The sequence below is a fragment of the Burkholderia singularis genome, assembly GCF_900176645.1.
In the GTDB taxonomy this organism is placed as follows: domain Bacteria; phylum Pseudomonadota; class Gammaproteobacteria; order Burkholderiales; family Burkholderiaceae; genus Burkholderia; species Burkholderia singularis.
On sequence record NZ_FXAN01000104.1, the window covers coordinates 1 to 17,934 of the forward strand.

Annotated in this window: 12 protein-coding genes; 4 read left to right on the forward strand and 8 right to left on the reverse strand. The window is 62.5% G+C overall.

Going from position 1 to position 17,934, the window contains the following annotated elements:
* A partial coding sequence (locus BSIN_RS21405) for a sigma-54 interaction domain-containing protein (RefSeq protein WP_143757513.1) occupies positions 1 to 1,338 on the forward strand: 1,338 nt, incomplete at its 5' end.
* A gap of 178 nt (positions 1,339 to 1,516) precedes the next feature.
* Here the strand turns inward: BSIN_RS21405 and BSIN_RS21410 are convergent.
* On the reverse strand, positions 1,517 to 2,341 hold the full coding sequence (locus BSIN_RS21410; RefSeq protein ID WP_089341917.1) for a class I SAM-dependent methyltransferase: 825 nt from the start codon (positions 2,339 to 2,341) through the stop codon (positions 1,517 to 1,519).
* Positions 2,342 to 2,758: 417 nt separating this feature from the next.
* On the opposite strand from BSIN_RS21410, the gene BSIN_RS21415 reads away from it, so the two are divergent.
* Both BSIN_RS21415 and BSIN_RS21420 read left to right on the forward strand, forming a co-directional pair.
* Positions 2,759 to 4,744: an acyl-CoA synthetase gene (locus BSIN_RS21415; RefSeq protein WP_089341918.1), complete on the forward strand. Its 1,986-nt coding sequence runs from the start codon at positions 2,759 to 2,761 to the stop codon at positions 4,742 to 4,744.
* Between the two features lie 453 nt (positions 4,745 to 5,197).
* Positions 5,198 to 6,496 (forward strand): O-acetylhomoserine aminocarboxypropyltransferase/cysteine synthase family protein, encoded by a 1,299-nt coding sequence (locus BSIN_RS21420; protein WP_059512659.1) that lies wholly within the window; start codon positions 5,198 to 5,200, stop codon positions 6,494 to 6,496.
* A gap of 73 nt (positions 6,497 to 6,569) precedes the next feature.
* Here BSIN_RS21420 and BSIN_RS21425 read toward each other — a convergent pair whose 3' ends face one another.
* From BSIN_RS21425 to BSIN_RS21445, 5 genes are all read right to left on the reverse strand, one after another.
* On the reverse strand, positions 6,570 to 7,877 hold the full coding sequence (locus BSIN_RS21425) for an Nramp family divalent metal transporter (RefSeq protein ID WP_089341919.1): 1,308 nt from the start codon (positions 7,875 to 7,877) through the stop codon (positions 6,570 to 6,572).
* Between the two features lie 205 nt (positions 7,878 to 8,082).
* Positions 8,083 to 8,361 (reverse strand): acyl carrier protein, encoded by a 279-nt coding sequence (locus tag BSIN_RS21430; RefSeq protein ID WP_159936028.1) that lies wholly within the window; start codon positions 8,359 to 8,361, stop codon positions 8,083 to 8,085.
* Between the two features lie 20 nt (positions 8,362 to 8,381).
* The gene (locus BSIN_RS21435) at positions 8,382 to 10,118 is read right to left on the reverse strand and encodes a PhpK family radical SAM P-methyltransferase (RefSeq protein WP_159936030.1); all 1,737 of its coding nucleotides are present in this window, start codon (positions 10,116 to 10,118) and stop codon (positions 8,382 to 8,384) included.
* A 72-nt stretch (positions 10,119 to 10,190) separates the two neighbouring features.
* Positions 10,191 to 13,400 (reverse strand): non-ribosomal peptide synthetase, encoded by a 3,210-nt coding sequence (locus BSIN_RS21440; protein ID WP_159936032.1) that lies wholly within the window; start codon positions 13,398 to 13,400, stop codon positions 10,191 to 10,193.
* 37 nt (positions 13,401 to 13,437) lie between these two features.
* On the reverse strand, positions 13,438 to 15,060 hold the full coding sequence (locus BSIN_RS21445; protein ID WP_089341923.1) for an AMP-binding protein: 1,623 nt from the start codon (positions 15,058 to 15,060) through the stop codon (positions 13,438 to 13,440).
* 114 nt (positions 15,061 to 15,174) lie between these two features.
* Between BSIN_RS21445 and BSIN_RS25885 the strand changes: the two genes are divergently transcribed.
* The gene (locus tag BSIN_RS25885) at positions 15,175 to 15,336 is read left to right on the forward strand and encodes a hypothetical protein (protein WP_159936034.1); all 162 of its coding nucleotides are present in this window, start codon (positions 15,175 to 15,177) and stop codon (positions 15,334 to 15,336) included.
* A gap of 42 nt (positions 15,337 to 15,378) precedes the next feature.
* Here BSIN_RS25885 and BSIN_RS21450 read toward each other — a convergent pair whose 3' ends face one another.
* Together BSIN_RS21450 and BSIN_RS21455 are read right to left on the reverse strand one after the other, a co-directional pair.
* The gene (locus tag BSIN_RS21450; RefSeq protein ID WP_089341924.1) at positions 15,379 to 15,834 is read right to left on the reverse strand and encodes a DUF2087 domain-containing protein; all 456 of its coding nucleotides are present in this window, start codon (positions 15,832 to 15,834) and stop codon (positions 15,379 to 15,381) included.
* A gap of 71 nt (positions 15,835 to 15,905) precedes the next feature.
* Positions 15,906 to 17,771 (reverse strand): condensation domain-containing protein, encoded by a 1,866-nt coding sequence (locus BSIN_RS21455; RefSeq protein WP_159936036.1) that lies wholly within the window; start codon positions 17,769 to 17,771, stop codon positions 15,906 to 15,908.
* Between the last annotated feature and the right edge of the window lie 163 nt (positions 17,772 to 17,934).

Consider the following 17,934-nt stretch of genomic DNA (forward strand, 5'->3'; position numbering starts at 1 on the left):
GCCGTCGGCCGCGCGCTGTCCGAACTCACGCCCGAGCTGCGCACGCTGCGCGCGGCCGACGGCGACACGCTCGCGACCGTGCGCGGCGTGCGCTATGTGGTCCATCGCGGGCCGCTCGCGACCGGCATCGGCGGCCGCGCGCCGGGCAGCGTGCTGACGTTCCAGGAATCGCGCGCGGTGGAGCGGCTCGACCGCACCCTGCGCACGCAACAGCACGGCCGGCAGTTCACCGCGCGCTACCGGCTCGACGACATCGTCGGCGCGTCGCGCGAAATCGCGCGCGCGCGCGACCTCGCACGGCGCTACGCGAAATCGGACGCGACCGTGCTGATCCTCGGCGAAAGCGGCACCGGCAAGGAGATGATCGCGCAGAGCCTGCATGCGTTATCCGCACGCCGCAAATATCCGTTCGTCGCGGTAAATTGCGGCGCGTTTCCGGAGGCGCTGCTCGAAAGCGAGCTGTTCGGCTACGACGAAGGCGCGTTCACGGGCGCGCGGCGCGGCGGCAAGGCCGGGCTCTTCGAGGCCGCGCATCGCGGCACGCTGTTTCTCGACGAGATCGGCGAGATGCCGCCGTCGCTGCAAAGCCGGCTGCTGCGCGTGCTGCAGGAGCGCGAAGTGGTGCGCGTCGGCTCGACCGAACCGGTGCCGATCGACATCCGCGTCGTCGCGGCAACGCATCGGCCGCTTCTTGCGGCAGTCGAGGCGGGCACGTTCCGCGCCGATCTGTACTACCGGCTGAACATCCTGAATATCGGGCTACCGCCGCTGCGCGAGCGCGCGAGCGACATTCCCGCGCTCGCCGCGACGCTGCTCGCCCAGGCCGCGCAGCGCGAACCGCGCATCGGCGGGCGGCTGCGCGATGCCGAAGATGCCGCGCGCGCGCTCGCGCCGGCGAACGACGCGTTGATGCGTTACCGGTGGCCGGGCAACGTGCGCGAGCTGCAAAACGTGATCGAGCGGATTGCGGTGGAATTGGCCGATGCGGGCGGCGCCGACGCAGACTGGCGCGTCAGCGTCGACACGCTGCGCGCGATCGCGCCGGAAGTGCTGCCGGGCGCACGAAACACGCCGGACAATTGCGCTGCGTCGAAAGCCAACCCCGAAGCCACGATCCGCCCCGCCGATACGCACGACGATCTCGGTGAAACCGGCGGCGGCCGTGCGGCACCGCCTTTGACGCTCACGCAGCGCCGCCGCCGCGCGGAAGCCGACGAAATCCGCGCGGTACTCGACGCGTGCGGCGGCGACCGCGACCGCGCTTGCGCCATGCTTGGCATCAGCAAGACGACGCTGTGGCGCAAGCTTTCGGCACAATCCGCTCGCAAAGACCGGTAGGCTCGGTAGCACACCGCATGCCAACGCAGCGGCCAACGCGATTCACGGGTGCATCACCGCACGGCACGGCGCACGCGCAAAAGTACCCGTGCTCGAACCGCAAACCGCGATGCGCCCACTCATTCACCGAACGTCCGCGCCACGCCGCGCCCGCCACGCACCATGCACGTGCGCCCCGCTACGCGCCGCGTTTGCTCGCGATGAAATGGAACCATGCTTCGCCGCTCATATCCTGCTCGTCCCGCAACTGCCTGCCCGTTGAACTGCCGAATGCAGCTTGCAGATGAAAGCCCGCTGCGTCCAATTGCCGCCGCTGAGTAGCGAAATCGGTGTAGGTGACGAGGATTCCGAACTTATGCGCCGCGCATACGCGCCGCGCATATCCATCGAATTCCTGATTGAAACGCGAATTGCGCCAGTAATTCAACGTGCCGATCGGCACCGTATAGACGATTCTGGCTGCGTCGATCGCCGCAGCCAGTGGATTGGCCGAACGCTGCGGCCATCGAATCAATTGCGCGGGCCCCTCGCGATAGCTCGGCCCGGCGAGATTGTGCGTCGAGAACCACATAAGGCCGCCCGGTTTCAGCACGCGCGAAAATTCGTTTAACACCGATACACGGCCGTCGTGATCGACCGCGTCGATGCCGTTGTAGCTGAATACGACAAGCGAAAAGCTGCCGTCCGCGAACGCCGACAGATCACGCGCATCCATCAAATAGACACGCGTATCCGGGTGATTGCGCCGGCAAACGTCGACCAGCTCGCTGGTGTAATCCACGGCAATATAGTCGTCACCGAGCGTCTTCAACAGCGGCACGGTGCGCCCGCCGCCCACGCCGACATCGAGAATCGGTCCGCCGTCCACCCGCGCGGCCAACCATTCGAACGCCGCCTCCTCGCCGGGATCGGACCAACCGGATGCGCTCCCATACGCGCGCAGCGAACTGGAACTGCGCCATGCCGCCTGATTGATGCGATCCTGCTCCAAGCCCTTATCCATCCCGCCCTCTCTCTGCCGGTTCGTTCAGTGACGTTCCGTGCTGCATGGAGTCCGCTTTGAGTATGCGACGTCACCATGCGTATCTGTGTGTTGAGGATTACATATTGGATTGCTCCGCGGAACAATGCAGCCCCGCTCCGCGCACGGGGCCGACGAGATTTGCCGCAGCATCCAGGTCCGCTCGCGCCGCCTGCCGTCCGACAGCGGTTGGTTCGGCCGTCTACTGCGAACCTTTCGATCAAGCTTCGACGGCCAATCTCGTGTATGGTCCTGCTACGGCACTCGCCAACCCGCCCACACGCGCACCTTTGGGCGCCCGAAGCAACCAGCAGGCGAAGTCGTGGAGTCGCGGATCGTCAGGAGCGGCCGGCCGCTCGATCCCGGCACTGAGCGCAACTCTCTCGTCGACGAGGCCACATGAAAGGGATCGCCACCGAAGCAGACGTCGCTGCAATCGAATCGCAAGCGTGGCCGTCGGATCTGCCGGCGAGCACCTATGAAATGATTTGCCGCGGCGCGGCAATCGATCCGTCCGCACCCGCGCTGTCGTTCTTCCTGCGCGCACAAAACCACCGCAACGTCGAGCGCTGGACATATCGAGAACTGGTGCGCGACATCACACGCACCGCGAACCTGTTCACCCGGCTCGGTATCGGCCGCGATCACGTCGTCGCATATGTCTTGCCGAATCTGCCCGAAACGCATTTCGTGATCTGGGGCGGCGAGGCGGCCGGCATCGTCTGCGCGATCAACCCGCTGCTCGAACGCGATGCGATCGCCGCGTTGCTGAACGCGTCGGGTGCAAGCGTGCTCGTCACGCTCGCGCCCTTCCCCGGCGTCGATCTATGGCAGAAAATCCAACCGGCGCTCGACCGTGTTGCGTCGCTGCGCCACCTGGTGCTGGTCAATCTCGCCGACCACGTCCACGGGTTGCGTGGCATCGCCGCGCACATGCTGCAACGGCGCGAGTGCGCGCGCCTGCACGGCCCCGGCGGCGCGCGGCGGGCGATTCGCCGCGCCGTGCCCGCGCACGTCGACGTTCACGATTTCCGGCAATCGATCCAACGCGAATCCGGCGCTGCACTCGTTAGCGGCCGCACATTCGATTCGGATGACTTATCGTCATATTTCTGCACGGGCGGCACCACCGGTCTGCCCAAGATCGCGATGCGCCGGCATCGCAACGAAGTCAGCAACACCTGGAGCGCAAGCCAGTTTCTCGGCACCGACATCGGCCCAGGCAAAACCGTTTTTTGCGGCCTGCCGCTGTTTCATGTCAATGCCGTATTCGTCACCGGTCTGCTGCCGTTCTCGCGCGGCGCCCATGTCGTACTCGGCACGCCGCAAGGCTACCGCGGCGACGGCGTCGTCGGGCGTTTCTGGGATATCGTCGAGCATCATCGGATCAACTTTTTCAGCGGCGTGCCGACGCTCTATGCCGCGCTGCTCGACGTGCCGGTCGACGGTCGCGACCTGCGCTCACTCGAATACGCGCTATGCGGCGCCGCGCCAATGCCCGTCGAAGTCTTTCGAAAATTTCAGGAACGCACGGGTGTACGCATTCTGGAGGGTTACGGACTGACCGAAGGCGCTTGCGTCAGCAGCGTGAATCCACCGTTGGGCGAACGCAAGATCGGCTCGATCGGGCTGCGGATTCCCGGTCAAGCGATGAAAGCCGTGATCGTCGACGATACCGGGCAATACGTGCAGGATTGCGCAACCGACGAAATCGGCGTGCTCGCGATTTCGGGGCCGAACGTGTTTGCCGGCTATACGAATCCCGAACAGAACCGCGGGCTCTGGCTCGATCTTGGTGACGGCACGCGCTGGCTCAACACCGGCGATCTGGGCCGGCGCGATGCCGACGGCTATTTCTGGCTGGCCGGGCGCAAAAAGGAACTGATCATTCGCGGCGGACATAACATCGACCCAGCGGTAATCGAGGACGTGCTGCACCGCCATCGCGCCGTGCAAATCGCCGCCGCCATCGGACGCCCGGACGCCCACGCGGGTGAGCTGCCCGTCGCCTACGTGCAACTCAAGCCTGGCGCCGTCGTGACCGAGGACGAGCTGATACGCTTCGCGGGCGCCACGATCGGCGAGCGTGCCGCGCAGCCGAAACGGATTCACATCGTCGAAGCGCTGCCGATCACGGCTGTCGGCAAAATTTTCAAGCCCGAACTCAAGCGCCGGGAAACGATCGACGCGTTGCACGCGGCGCTGGCCGACGCAGGCATCGAGGGCGCTTGCGTCGACGCGCACAGCGATCCGGTCAGAGGCGGCATCGTACTGGAAGTGTCGCTTGCCGACGCCGCGTTGGAAGAGATTGCAAATGCGGTGCTCGGGCGGTTTGCGTTTGCGTACTCGATCAGGGTGCGCAACGAAGTGGTCAAAACTCGCTGACGGCTTCCCCCGCCAATGGAACGAATCGCCAATCAACCGGATGCGTATACCGGCGCCCGCCATGCTGCCCCTGACGCAAGCTTCGCCGGAGCATGCACGCGTGCTCAACTTGACAGGCACATGCGGTCACGCCGAGTTATTTTGCGGCGATTTGCCGCAACGATCGTGCGATTGCAAAAATGCGGCATTCGCTACGCGAACGGGAACGCCCATCCCTTTGATCCTTGGCGCCTTTGACGAGCCGGCGCCAATTGCTCTACATCGTGCTGCCGGCAATGTGCCGAATCGATTTTCACGATGCATGCGATGCCGGCTCGCCGCAAAACCCGAACGCCGGCAGCCGCGCATAAGCTTGTCACCAAACGAGCTAAAGGCACGGTGACACGGCCCATATAATCGAGCGACACTTTCACGCGCACTTCATTTCATCCGATTGATCGACCGGAGCCCTTTATGGCCGAACCCGCATCCGCCGCCGATTGGCGTCTCGAAACCATTGCCGTTCACGGCGGCTATCGCCCCGATCCCACGACTCGCGCGGCTGCGGTGCCGATCTATCAGACCGTCGCGTTTGCGTTCGACGACACTCAGCACGGCGCCGATCTGTTCGACCTGAAAGTCGAAGGCAACATCTATTCGCGGATCATGAATCCGACGAACGGCGTGCTCGAAGCGCGCGTCGCGGCACTCGAAGGCGGCATTGGCGCGCTCGCGCTCGCATCCGGGCAGGCGGCCGTCACCTATTCGATTCTCACGATCGCGGAAGCAGGCGACAACATCGTTTCGGCAAGCACGCTGTACGGCGGCACCTATAACCTGTTCGCGCACACATTGCCGCAATACGGCATCACGGCCCGGTTCGCCGATCCGCGCAATCCCGCTTCGTTCGAAGCGCTAATCGATTCGCGCACGAAGGCGATCTTCGCCGAATCCGTCGGCAACCCGCTCGGCAACATCACCGACATCGCCGCGCTCGCCGAACTCGCGCATCGTCACGGCGTGCCGCTGATCGTCGACAACACCGTGCCAACGCCCTATTTGCAGCGGCCGTTCGAGCATGGTGCGGACATCGTCGTCCATTCGCTGACCAAGTACCTCGGCGGTCACGGCACGAGCCTGGGCGGTGCAATCGTCGATTCGGGCCGTTTCCCGTGGGCCAAGCACGCGGAGCGCTTCAAGCGGTTGAACGAACCGGACGTCAGCTATCACGGCGTGGTCTATACCGACGCTTTCGGTGAAGCTGCTTACATCGGCCGCGCGCGTGTCGTGCCGCTGCGCAATACCGGCGCGGCGATCTCCCCGTTCAATGCGTTTCAGATCCTGCAAGGCATCGAAACGCTTGCGCTGCGCATCGATCGCATCAGCGACAATGCGCTGAAAATCGCGCAGCACCTCGCGGCGCACAGCAAGGTCGAATGGGTCGATTATTCCGGACTGCCGAATCATCGCGACCATCCGCTCGTCGAGCGCTATCTGTCGGGCCGCGGGCCGGGCATCCTGACGTTCGGCGTGAAAGGCGGCCGCGCGGCCGGCGCGGCGTTCCAGGACGCGCTGAAGCTGTTCACTCGGCTCGTCAATATCGGTGACGCGAAATCGCTCGCCACGCATCCCGCATCGACGACCCATCGCCAACTCTCGCCCGACGAGCTGGCCAAAGCGGGCGTGAAGGAAGAAACCGTTCGGCTGTCGATCGGCATCGAGCATATCGACGATCTGCTCGCCGACCTCGATCAAGCGCTTGCTCAGGTCTGAGCGCTCGGCTCACCTGGTTGGCCGGACGTGCCGCCACAATCGCCACACGTGAGACGAACCGACTGCGCCGCGCTTACGAATAAAAAATGAGCAGCAGGTTCGTCCCGCCGATCACCGCGAATAACGCCCATGCGGCGCTCCGCGCGAACCCGCCGATCGCGTGGCCATTCATCACGCGCGGGTCGCTGACCGAGCGGATCAGCGGCCACATCGCGAACGGCAATTGCAGGCTCAGCAACACCTGACTCCACACCAGCAATTGTCCGACCGCGCCGTCACCGAGCCACAACACGCCGACGAGCGCGGGCACGAGTGCCAGCCCGCGCGTAATCAAGCGACGTTGATAACACGGAATCTTCACGTGCAGAAAGCCGTCCATGATGACCTGACCGGCGATCGTGCCGGTCAATGTCGAACTCTGGCCGGAGGCCAGCAGCGCGATGCCGAACAGCACAGCGGCCCCACCGCCGACAAGCGGCGTGATCAGCTTGTACGCCTGCTCGATATCGGCAACCTGAGTCTGGCCCGCCGTATGAAATGCGGCGCCCGCGAGAATCAGAATCGCCGCGTTGACGAGCATCGCGACGAACAGCGACACGCAGGTATCGATGCGCACCATCGCGAGCGTGTCGCGCACGCCGTCGCCCGCGCCGCCGACGACGCGCCGCGTCTGCACGACCGACGAATGCAGATATAGATTGTGCGGCATGATCGTCGCGCCTACGATGCCAAGCGCGAGCAGGACCGCGTCCTTGCGGGCGTGGCCCGGATCGCCCGGCGCGAGCCCGTGCAGCACCGCCCGCCAATCCGGCGGCACCATCGCCACTTGCGCGACGAAACAAAATGCCATCGTGCCGATCAAGCCAAGGACGATCGCCTCGATCTGCCGAAAGCCCTTGCCTTGCAAGCCGAGCACGATCATCGTATCGAGCGCGGTCAGCACGATGCCCCATGCGAGCGGCACGCCCAACAGTAGCTTGAACGCGAGCGCGCAGCCGAGCACTTCAGCGATGTCGCACGCGATGATCGACACTTCGGCTGCGATCCATTGAACGACACGCCCGAGCGGGCCGTAGCGCTCATAGCTCGCTTGCGCGAGATCGCGTCCGGCGGCAAGCCCCAGCCGCGCGGCGAGCATTTGCAGGAAGATTGCGGCGAGGCTCGAAAACACCACAACCCACAGCAACGCATAGCCGAATTGCGAGCCAGCCTGGATATCGGTCGCCCAGTTGCCGGGGTCCATATAGCCGATCGCGACCAACAGGCCGGGGCCGGCGAAGCGGCGCAGCTTCGCGATGCGCGAAACCCGCGCATCGACGACGATGCTGCCTTTGACTTCAGCCGGGCAGAATGGAGCGGTGGGAATAGTCGGAAGCGGCATGAAAACGCGTGCGGACAATGAAGTGCCAGTCATTTTACGCATGCGCCGGCGCCGTGCCCAACATGCTTGGATAGCCGCCCTCAAAGCCGCGCGACGCACGGCCCGCCCCCACCGGCCACATCGTCATCCAGCGCGGCTGCGCCGCTCGCGGCGGAACCGGAGAGTACGTCGCCGAGTCGCGGCGGGTAGCGCCGCTCGTCCCTGTTCACGAGCGCGGCGCACTCGCGGATACGCTCGCCAAGTGCCGCGCAACCGCATCGATGGTTCGATGCAAATACAAATCCCCGATCGACAATCCGATATTTCGCGCACGCATAGCCACCACGACACGCAGCGCTGTCAGCGACTGCATGCCGTATGTCGCAAACAAATCCTCGCCGCTCGACACTTCCGCACGCTTCAATACGTCCGGCACGATCTGCAACAACATCTGCGCGATCAGTTCCGCCGATTGAACAGGACTGCTTGTTTCCGGAGTCGTCATCGTCTTGCTCCACGTCACGCTCATTGCGGGAGAATGGGCAGCACCTTCGCGCGTGAGAGCGCGGTACGCGGCCTCGGCACAGGCATCGGCGCGCTCGACTCGGCCAGATATCGCCGCCGCGCCGCAATCGCGATGTTGCGCAATCTCGCCATCACGTCGCTCCGCGCCGACGGATTATCCGGCGTCACGAACTTCATCCCGACCAGCTCGTTGAAGCCTCGCACGAACGATATGACGTCGTCGCGCGAGAAGCCGTGGCGCATCAAATAATAGATGCTCCAATCCTCGAAGCCGTTCTGAGGGCACCACACCGAATTCCGGATCGTCACGAACATATGCTCGATCAGCGCGCTGGCTTCATGGTTGTCCATCGTCGGATGCCGCCACTCGAAACCGCCGCCGACGACGCCGAGCTTCTCGCGATCGCGCCACACCGGCGTAGCCGGATCGAGATAGAAAAGTTGGGCGCGATAGAAAGTCGGCGCGTGTGTCTCGATGAATTCCATTGTTTCGAACACCGAATCGCGCGTCTCGCCGGGAAAGCCGATAATGAACGAGCCATACGTCGTAATGCCGACTTCCCGGAATTTGTCGATGGCGGCGCCGTAGTGCTTCTTTCTCGCCGCCTTGTTCATCAACTCGAGGATGCGGTCGCAGCCGGATTCGATGCCGAGAAACACGCCTTCGCAACCGGAAGCGGCCATCAGTTCGATCGTTTCGGCGTCGCCATGATCGGAGCGGTAAAACGAATTCCAGCGAAACCCATAGCCACGATCGATCATCAAACGCAGGATCGACTTGAAACGGCCTTTCGGCACATTGAATGTATCGTCGAGAAATGTGAGCGTCGACACGGTGCCAAGCTCCGCGATCGCATCGAGTTCCCGTTCGACGTAATCGAGATCCGTATAGACGTAATTGCCCGCACGCTGCGGAAAACCGCAGAAATTACAGTTGAACGGGCACGACTTGGCGGTGCGCAACGACACAAAACGGCCGATCGCCTCCGGCCCGAACAGCGAATAGTCGATCGGCTCGTCGTGCAGTTCATTGCGTTCGGTTTCCAGCGGATGAAAATCGAATGCTGCCCCGTCTGCACTCGCCACGGCGATGTTCGGGATTCCGTCGAGGCTTTCGCCCGCCTTCAGCCGCGCGATGATTTTCGCAAGCGTCGTTTCGCCTTCCGAACTGATGACATAGACATCGCCGCCGATGAAGTTGAAGAGCAGCGACAGTTCGTCCTCCGACATGACTTTGTGCTGGTTCGAGATGTACGGCCCCCCGATGATGATCGGCGCGTCGATGCCGATCGAGCGCAGATATTCGACGATTTCGATGATCGGCTGTGGCGACACATATACCGTCGTCGTGATGACCACGCTGCGAAAACGCTTGCCTTCGAAGCGTTCGGGCAGTTCGTCCTTCTCGCGATGGAACAGGCTCACATAATCGAACGAGAACCCTCGGCGGTGGAGAAAAGAACCGAGATACAGAACCACCGGCCAGACGAAATCGCAATTCTCATAGGGCGTATCGGGCGGCATCCCCGCTTCGGTCATCAAGTGATTGATCAGATCGAGACAGCGTAACGGCACGCCTCCCACTTCGGTGAACGTCAGGTTCAAGTCGCGGAACGCACCCGTATCTTCTCCCGTACCGCGCATCATCTCTACGAAATCCGAGAAGCTCGGGTCATGAAAGCCGATGATCAGACAGTCCTTGATCGATTCGTCGATGTCGTTCATGGTAGTGGACACTGGACTCTCACGTGCGCGACGAACGCGCGATCGATGTTGAATTGGAACGGCCATTGGCCGCGTTCGATTGCTTCAGACGCTCAACGACTCCCGCAAGGCCTTCAGCCGTTGGTTGAAGATAAAATCCTTGATCGACACCTGAACACCATGCGCTTGCCGAATGCGAGACAGCACTTGCAACGCGAGCAACGAATGGCCGCCCGCCTTGAAAAAATTATCGCGGGGCGCGATCGTGCCGCGCTTGAGCAGCGCGGTGAAAATCCCGGCGATTTCGGCAGCCGTGCCGTCACCCGGCGTTTCCGGCTCATCCTGCTGCGTGCGCGCCGCCGATGCACCGTCTTTGCTCCATTCGAGCGCTTCGACGAGTTTGGCCACGTCGGTCTTGCCACTCGCTTTGACGGGAAACGTGCGCGTGATTTCAATACGCTGCGGGACCAGATAGGACGGCAGCTTCACGGCAAGAAACTGGCGGACCGCATCGACATCCAGTTTGTAACTGCCTGCCGGCATCACGAAAACGACCAGCGTCGGATCGCCGTTCGGCGCGGTAGCAATGGCCGCCGCCGCAGCCTGCGCGTGAGGAAACTGCGCCAGGCAACGCTCGATCTCGCCCAATTCGATCCGAAAGCCGCGAAATTTGATCTGGTTGTCCGCGCGCCCCTTGTGGAGCAGCGTGCCGTCCGGCAGCCGAAGCGCGAGATCGCCGGTTCGGTAGATGCGCTGCCCCGGCTCTGTCGCATACGGATTCGGAATGAAGCGCTCGGCGGTCAACGCCGGTGTGTCGAAGTAACCGCGTGCGAGATTCGCGCCGCCGATATAGAGTTCGCCGATCGCGCCCGGCGGCACCGGCTTTAAATCGTCGTCGAGCACGTAAATCGACAGATTGCCGAGCGGACGGCCGAGATAGCCGTCCCGATGCACCGTGCGCTCGCCCGCCTTCGCGCCTTGATACCAGATGCCGGCGGCGATGACGGTTGCTTCGGTCGGTCCGTAGGTGATCAACAAGCCGACTTCGCCGCCGCGATCGACGCGATCCCAACTGATCAGTTGATTTGCGCGGATCATCTCGCCGCCGATGACGACCTGCCTCACCGGTTCGGGAATCGATTTGCCCCGAGCAACGAGCAACTCCAGCCAGACGTTCCAATAGCCGGCCGTGAAATCGAGGAAAGTCAGCCGATGTTGCACGATCAACTGCTCGAGCGTTTCGATCGGAATTGGCCGCTCAGGATGGATCGCAAGCGTTGCACCAGTCAGCAGCGGCGCAAAAATCTCTTCGACTGAACCGTCGAATGCAAAGCTCGAAAACAACATGCAACGATCGTCGGCACGCAAACCGCTCGCCTCGCGGAACGAACATACGTGGTTCAGCACACTGCCCCACGAAATCGCGACGGCCTTCGGTTTTCCCGTCGATCCGGACGTGTACATCAGATAGGCCAATTGCTCGGCACGGCGGCCGCGCACGGATTCCGGTTTGCCCGCGGCCTCGAACAACGCCGCGTCGCGGTCGAGCGCGGCGCTGCGCAGGCCGCTGTTTGCAAACCTGCCGATGAAGCGCTCCTGCGCAAGCACGAACGAGAGGCGTGCGCTGTCGAGCAGATACGCGAGACGCGACGGCGGATGTTCCGGATCGAGCGCGACATATGCCGCGCCAGCCTTCAGGATGCCGAACATTCCGACGATCATATCGATCGATGCGTCAGCGCACAAACCCACTCGCATCTCCGGGCCAATGCCCTGCTTTTGCAGATACGCGGCAATGCCATCGGTCACACGGTCGAACTGTGAATATGACATATGGCCGTCGCCGGCGACGAGCGCCGCCTTGTCGGGCATATCGCGTGCGATCGCGGTAAGCAAATCGGCAATGCCCGCGTTCGTATCGTAGTCGCGCCCGGTCGCATTCCAGCGGTACAGCAACAGGTCGCGCTCACGCTCGTCGATGAACGCGATGCTCGAAACCGGTTCGGACGGCGCGGCCAAGCATGCGTTCAGCAGCGTACTGAAATGGCGGGCGAAACGCTGCATCGTGGCGCGCTCGAACAGATTCGTTCGATATTCGAAGCGGCATTCGATCCGACCGTCGGCGCTCGGGCAGGCATCGAGCAGCAGTTCGAATTGCGCGATTTCGGGGCCGGCGACGAACGGCTCGCACTGCAAACCGTCGAGTGCAAGCACTTCGCGTGCGGCGACATGGTAATTCACGCAGCATCTGAAAAGCGGATGCCCATCGACGTCGCGTGCGGGATTGAGTTCGCGCACGATCTTCTGGAACGGCACGTCCTGATTCGAATAAGCATCGAACAGCAGATCGCGCACTTGCTGAACGACATCCTCGAAACTCGGCTGCTCGGTGAATTGAATGCGCAGAACGAGGCTGTTGACGAGCATGCCGATCATCGATTCGCTTTCGGGCAGCAACCGTCCGGACACGATGTAGCCGAGGCTGATGTCCCGCTCGCGCGTGTAACGGTTCAACACCAGCGCGAGCGTCGCGACGAGGATCGCGGCGGGCGGCGCGTGAATGCGGCCGGCGAGCGCATCCAGCGCCCGCCGAGCCGACGAATCCAGCGCGAAGCATTCGCGCTCGCCACGATAGTCGTCATGTCCCGGATTCGGCCGATGATCGGCAGGCACCATCACCGGCGCGGCGGCGTCCATCAGGCAGCGCCGCCAGTGGCTCAGTTGACGCTCCATTTCCGGTGCGGCCTCGGGGCGGCCCTGCCAGGCAGCGTAATCCGGAAATTGCATGCGCGGCGGCGCAATTTCCGCACCGTCGCCGCCACTCGCCGCTATCCGGTACAACACGCCCAGTTCACGAATCAGAATGTCCGTCGACCATTCATCGAAGACGGCGTGATGCACCGTGAACATCAGCACATAATCGTCCGGCGTCATTTTGGCGATCGTCAGACGCACGAGCGAGCCGCGTTCGAGATCGAATGCGTCGAGACTCGTCGCTTCCGCGAGGCGAGCAAGCTCGCGCTGCGCGGCCTGCGGCGGCATCGCGGATAAATCGATGGAACGCGTATCGGGCGGCAACTCCGTGTGGACCACCTGCATCAGTCCTTCTGGCTTGGACACGAAGACAGTCCGCAAACTGTCATGACGCTGAACCAGCATTCCGAGCGCGGTCGTCAACACGACGCAATCGAGAGGGCCGCGGACGCGGAACGCGAACGGGCAATTGTATAGATAACGCCCGGCGATCGAGTGATGGAGCAGCCAAAGCCCTTCCTGAGAAGGCGTGGCGAGGAGCGTGCGAGGTGATGAACGCATCGAGGCTTTCCGTGTGTGCTGGTCGCTGATCATGATTTCAGTCACCTCCCGCGGCTGGGACGCCTTCGGACAAGGTGGCGCAAGCTATGCGCTTCAGGCGCAGATAGTCGATCTTCCCGTTGTCGTTGACGGGAAACGGCGCGAGCGGAACGAAGATACGCGGCACCATGTACACCGGCAAATCGTTGGCGCACAGCGCCGCGAGTGCGTCGCGATCGCGCTCCAGCCGATTGCAGAACGCGACGAGTTGCATCTCCTGCTCGTCGCCACCTGCCGCCGCGACCACGGCAACCTGCTGATCCGGCAAAAGCCGCCGCAGCGTCGCCTCGATTTCCTGAAGCTCGATGCGAAAGCCGCGCACTTTCACCTGATGATCGGCGCGACCATGAAAGACATAGCCATGACGAGGATCCCGGCTGACGAAATCGCCCGTCCGATACCAGCGCACCCGTTCGTCGACGGAATCGGCGACGAAATGACGGCTCTGGTCAATTGCGTCGCCCCAGTATCGATCGACGACTTGTGGACCGGACAGCAACAGCTCGCCCGTCGAGCCGTCCGGTGCGGCCGATGTATCGATGCGCGCAACGACAGTGTCGAGCGGCTCGCCGATCGGCACCCATTCGCTTTGCGGCGGGCGGTCCGGATCGAAAGTGTAGGAAGTCGCGAAAACAGTGGCCTCGGTGGGACCATACAAGTTGACGATTCGCGATGCGGGCGCCGCGTCGTGCCAAAAGTGCGCAACGCTGGCCGGAAGCGCTTCGCCGCAAAAAAGTGAGAGCCGCAGCGTCGGCATCGGCTCGCTTCCGAGCGCGCTCAGTTGCTGGACGTATGCCGCAAGCGTCGGAACGGAACTCCACAGCGTAAGCGCGTGGCGCCTGACAAATGCGGACGGGTCGAGCAAATCCGACTGAGACGGCACATAAAGGCAAGCGCCCGCGTCCCAGCATGGAAAAATCTCGCCTATCGAAAAATCAAAACTCAGCTCTGCAAAATGCGTGAGCCGATCGTCGCGCTTCAACGCGAGCAACGGGCGAAGACCGGACAACAGCGCAATCACGTTCGCGTGCGCGACCGGCACGCCCTTCGGCAGGCCGGTACTGCCGGACGTAAACATCAAGTACGCGAGAGCGCAACCGTGCGCGGCGGACGGCGAGACCGCGGCGGCCGTCGGATGGATGATACGCAACCAACGCGTGGATACCGGAGGCTGGCCGGCGCTCGGCGTCGCGTCGGCGACGATGACCGTGCCGGCCGTCTCTGCGCCCGTCAGCATCGCATCGGCCAGATCAAAAGACGCCGAATCGACGACGAACATCGAGATCCCGGCTTGCTCGACAACGCGACGCAGACGTTCGATCGGATGCCCCGGATTCAGCGGAACGTATACGTTGCCGCTGCCCATGATCGCCAACATACCCGCATACGCCGCCGGCGATTTCGCGCACAGCAGCCCGATCGGCCGCCGAGCGTCGTACAGACCTTCGTCGATCAGCGTCGCCCGTATCCGTTCCTTGAACCCGGCTAATGCCGCATAACTGACGAAACGTCCGTCGACATGCAATGCGGGCGAATCCGGATACTCGGCGGCGCGCGCGTCGAAAAGCGCATCGAGACTTCGCGGGTGCGCATGAGCGCCTTTCATCGAATGACTATGCATCTTGCCACTTCATAGCTAGAGATTGCGTTCGAAACACACGCTGACGCGTATGTTCCACTCACATCTGCAACGAACGACAAAAGCACAAAACAAATCGACCTGGATGCCGGTCACATGCGAATCAACGCTATCGGCACGCAGTTCCTGCCGAACAGCACGCTCGGCGCGATCCGCCACGGCAGATTCGTTTGGACGCCCCAACAAATCCGCGAGCCGTACTTCATCGATATCATTCGACGGCGCGCACGCCGCCGGCCAAACATGATTGCCGCGTGACGACGCCACGTCGGCTCGCCACAGCAGATATCCACGGTCTGCTCAACTTTTTTGCGCATGCGCGGCCATGCGCTGTGCGCGAAGCGCCTCGTTACGTGCGCGAGCGTCGGCAACAAAGCGCGTAATCTCGATCGATTCCAGCACCGCGACATGCTCACGCGCAGGATCGTCGTCAGGCAGCGGCCGTCGTTCGTATGTCCGGCCGAAGCCGTCACGCTGCCAATAACCCATGTCGATCAGCGTGCGCCTCAACTCGACATGATCGATCCTCAGCATCGCGCCTTCTTCGTCGAGCCACTGTCTGAGCGCTTGGTTGACCGCGTTTTCGGCAAGCGCGACATTCGCCGGGATGCACACGGACGCCATCGCGAGCGTGACGGTCATATCGGGCGATGACATATTGCCGAGGGTAATGCCCTTCTTGGACACCAACTTCTCTAGCGCCGCCAACGTCTTTGATGGATCTGACGGCGGTTGAGTATCAATCGGTTCTTTCATTCGTCAATCATCCAGAGTGAATAAACATGCTGCCTAATCCGCATTGACTGATGGCGCGATACATTGCACCGTCAATCGCCGCAAGAAACTGGCTGCGCTCCCCGTGTCTTTCGAAATGCGGCCGCTGCAATCCGGTCCAGTTCGCTACACACCTGCTCGATGAGACGCACGCGCATGGCATTCGGGAAAGCGTCGTCATCCGCGACGATCCTGATTTCATTGACGCCGTCGCTCCGATCGACGTTGATCGCGACGTTGATCGGGTAATGAAAGCGGTCCTGCCCCGCCCAGTTCGATGTCACGAATCGGGCAGGCCGCCGAACGGCGTCGAAATTGGTGAAGTTCAGCGAATATCGGAAATCCCTATTCCCCCGCGCACGCAAAATCCGCGACAACGGATACAACGAGAAATCAGCCGCTTCGTTCAATGCACGATGCACGCCCGTCAGTTCGCTTTCGACATCGACGGCTGCATCGACGTGCATCGAGAACGGCAAAATGTTCCAGTAAAGGCCGACGGATTCCAACGCTCGATCGATCTGCGCTGTCCGGCCATTGGTTACCGCGCCGAGCGTAACGTCTCTTTCGCCTTCGATCAATGCAATCGCCCGACAAACGGCGCAAAAAAAGGCCGCTTTCGATTGCACGCGGATCGCTTGGCAATATCGATAAATCGCATCGACCGTGTGCGCGCGGATCGATCCATCTGTCTCGCCGATCCGCGCCGCCTTGTGATCCCCCGGTGCGCACAGGAAGTGATCGTGCATCTCGTAGCCGTCCCAGAACCGACGTGCGCGGGCCGATTCGCTCTGCTCGTGCTGCAGCCGCACGTATGCGTCGAACGGGTCCGGAGCCGGCTCGACTGGCTGCTCCGGACGGCCATAGCGATCGAGCGTCGCCGTCAACAGCTGCTGCTGCCCCCAGCCGTCGTCGACTGCATGATGGGTTTCAAGCGTAACGCGCGTGCGCCGCGCCGACAGCGGCGTCAACTCGACGTAGATCAACGGGCTGTCGGCATCGAAGGGATCGATCACCCGCGATGCGCGCCCCGCCGTTGCCGGCATCCGGGGCGGGGCCGACTGCCCGTTCGGCGTGACCGACACGGCTAGCCGCAGTTTGTCCGCACGCCGTCTGACGATATCGCCATGTAGCCGCACGAACACGGTGCTGAACACCGGGTGCGCCGAAAACGTTTCGATGAAGCTGCGCGTCAGTTCGTCGAGATCGACATCGGCATGAAGATCGCACAGGTCGAACGATTGCACGACGTGATAAACCCCGTTGCGTTGCGCGAGATTCGCCTCATACGCATTCAACATGATCGTCTGCATGTCGGATGCGAGCGTACTGCCGCAGCGCGCCGGCACAACGTGCCGCTCCGTCGAACGGTTGCATGCGGCCGCGATATTTCTGACGCTGCCCCTCATGAAAATATCCTGTACTCCGACACGCCAGCCCGCGCGCGTCATCGCAAGAGCAAGATCGACTGCTCGAATCGAATCGCCGCCCGCCTCGAAGAAATCCGTGTCAACGGACACCGTATCGCTGCCGAGCACCGATCGCCAGATCGACAACAAAGCCGATTCGGCCTCGGACGGCATGGCGGCCGAGTGCGCGGACAGCTCGACGGCGTGTGCTTTCATGGTGGCCAAGTCGATCTTGCCGCTGCGCGTCAGTGGAATCGTCTCGATCGAATAGAAGTTTTGCGGCGCGCAAAAGTTCGGCAATTTGCGACCGAACTGCTCACGCAACTCGCCGCTGCTCAGATGCGCGCCAGCTTCCGGTTTCAAGTAGGCATCCAGTATGTCGACGTCGTCGGTCGAGCGCATCGATACATAGGCATCCTGCACACCATCGCACGTGCGCAACGCCGCTTCGATTTCGCCGAGCGACACGCGGAACCCGCGCACCTTCAGATAGCCGCTCTTTCGCGACACGTAACCAATCGTCCCGTCAGGCATCCATAGAGGTGGCTGCGCAAATTCGGACAGCCGGATAAGTGGAACGCTCGGGGCCTGAGCCGGCGATAATGCCGGCAAAGGAACCCGGAAGATGACGAAGAGAACCCGACGGACGCACTCAGCGGCGTTCAAAGCGAAA

Excerpts from the sequence above, each read along its gene's own strand:
- BSIN_RS21410 (WP_089341917.1), bottom strand. The coding sequence starts at position 2,341 with ATGGATAAGGGCTTGGAGCAGGATCGCATCAATCAGGCGGCATGGCGC.
- BSIN_RS21415 (WP_089341918.1), top strand. The coding sequence starts at position 2,759 with ATGAAAGGGATCGCCACCGAAGCAGACGTCGCTGCAATCGAATCGCAA.
- BSIN_RS21420 (WP_059512659.1), top strand. The coding sequence starts at position 5,198 with ATGGCCGAACCCGCATCCGCCGCCGATTGGCGTCTCGAAACCATTGCC.
- BSIN_RS21425 (WP_089341919.1), bottom strand. The coding sequence starts at position 7,877 with ATGCCGCTTCCGACTATTCCCACCGCTCCATTCTGCCCGGCTGAAGTC.
- BSIN_RS21430 (WP_159936028.1), bottom strand. The coding sequence starts at position 8,361 with ATGACGACTCCGGAAACAAGCAGTCCTGTTCAATCGGCGGAACTGATC.
- BSIN_RS21440 (WP_159936032.1), bottom strand. The coding sequence starts at position 13,400 with ATGCGTTCATCACCTCGCACGCTCCTCGCCACGCCTTCTCAGGAAGGG.
- BSIN_RS21445 (WP_089341923.1), bottom strand. The coding sequence starts at position 15,060 with ATGCATAGTCATTCGATGAAAGGCGCTCATGCGCACCCGCGAAGTCTC.
- BSIN_RS25885 (WP_159936034.1), top strand. The coding sequence starts at position 15,175 with ATGCGAATCAACGCTATCGGCACGCAGTTCCTGCCGAACAGCACGCTC.
- BSIN_RS21450 (WP_089341924.1), bottom strand. The coding sequence starts at position 15,834 with ATGAAAGAACCGATTGATACTCAACCGCCGTCAGATCCATCAAAGACG.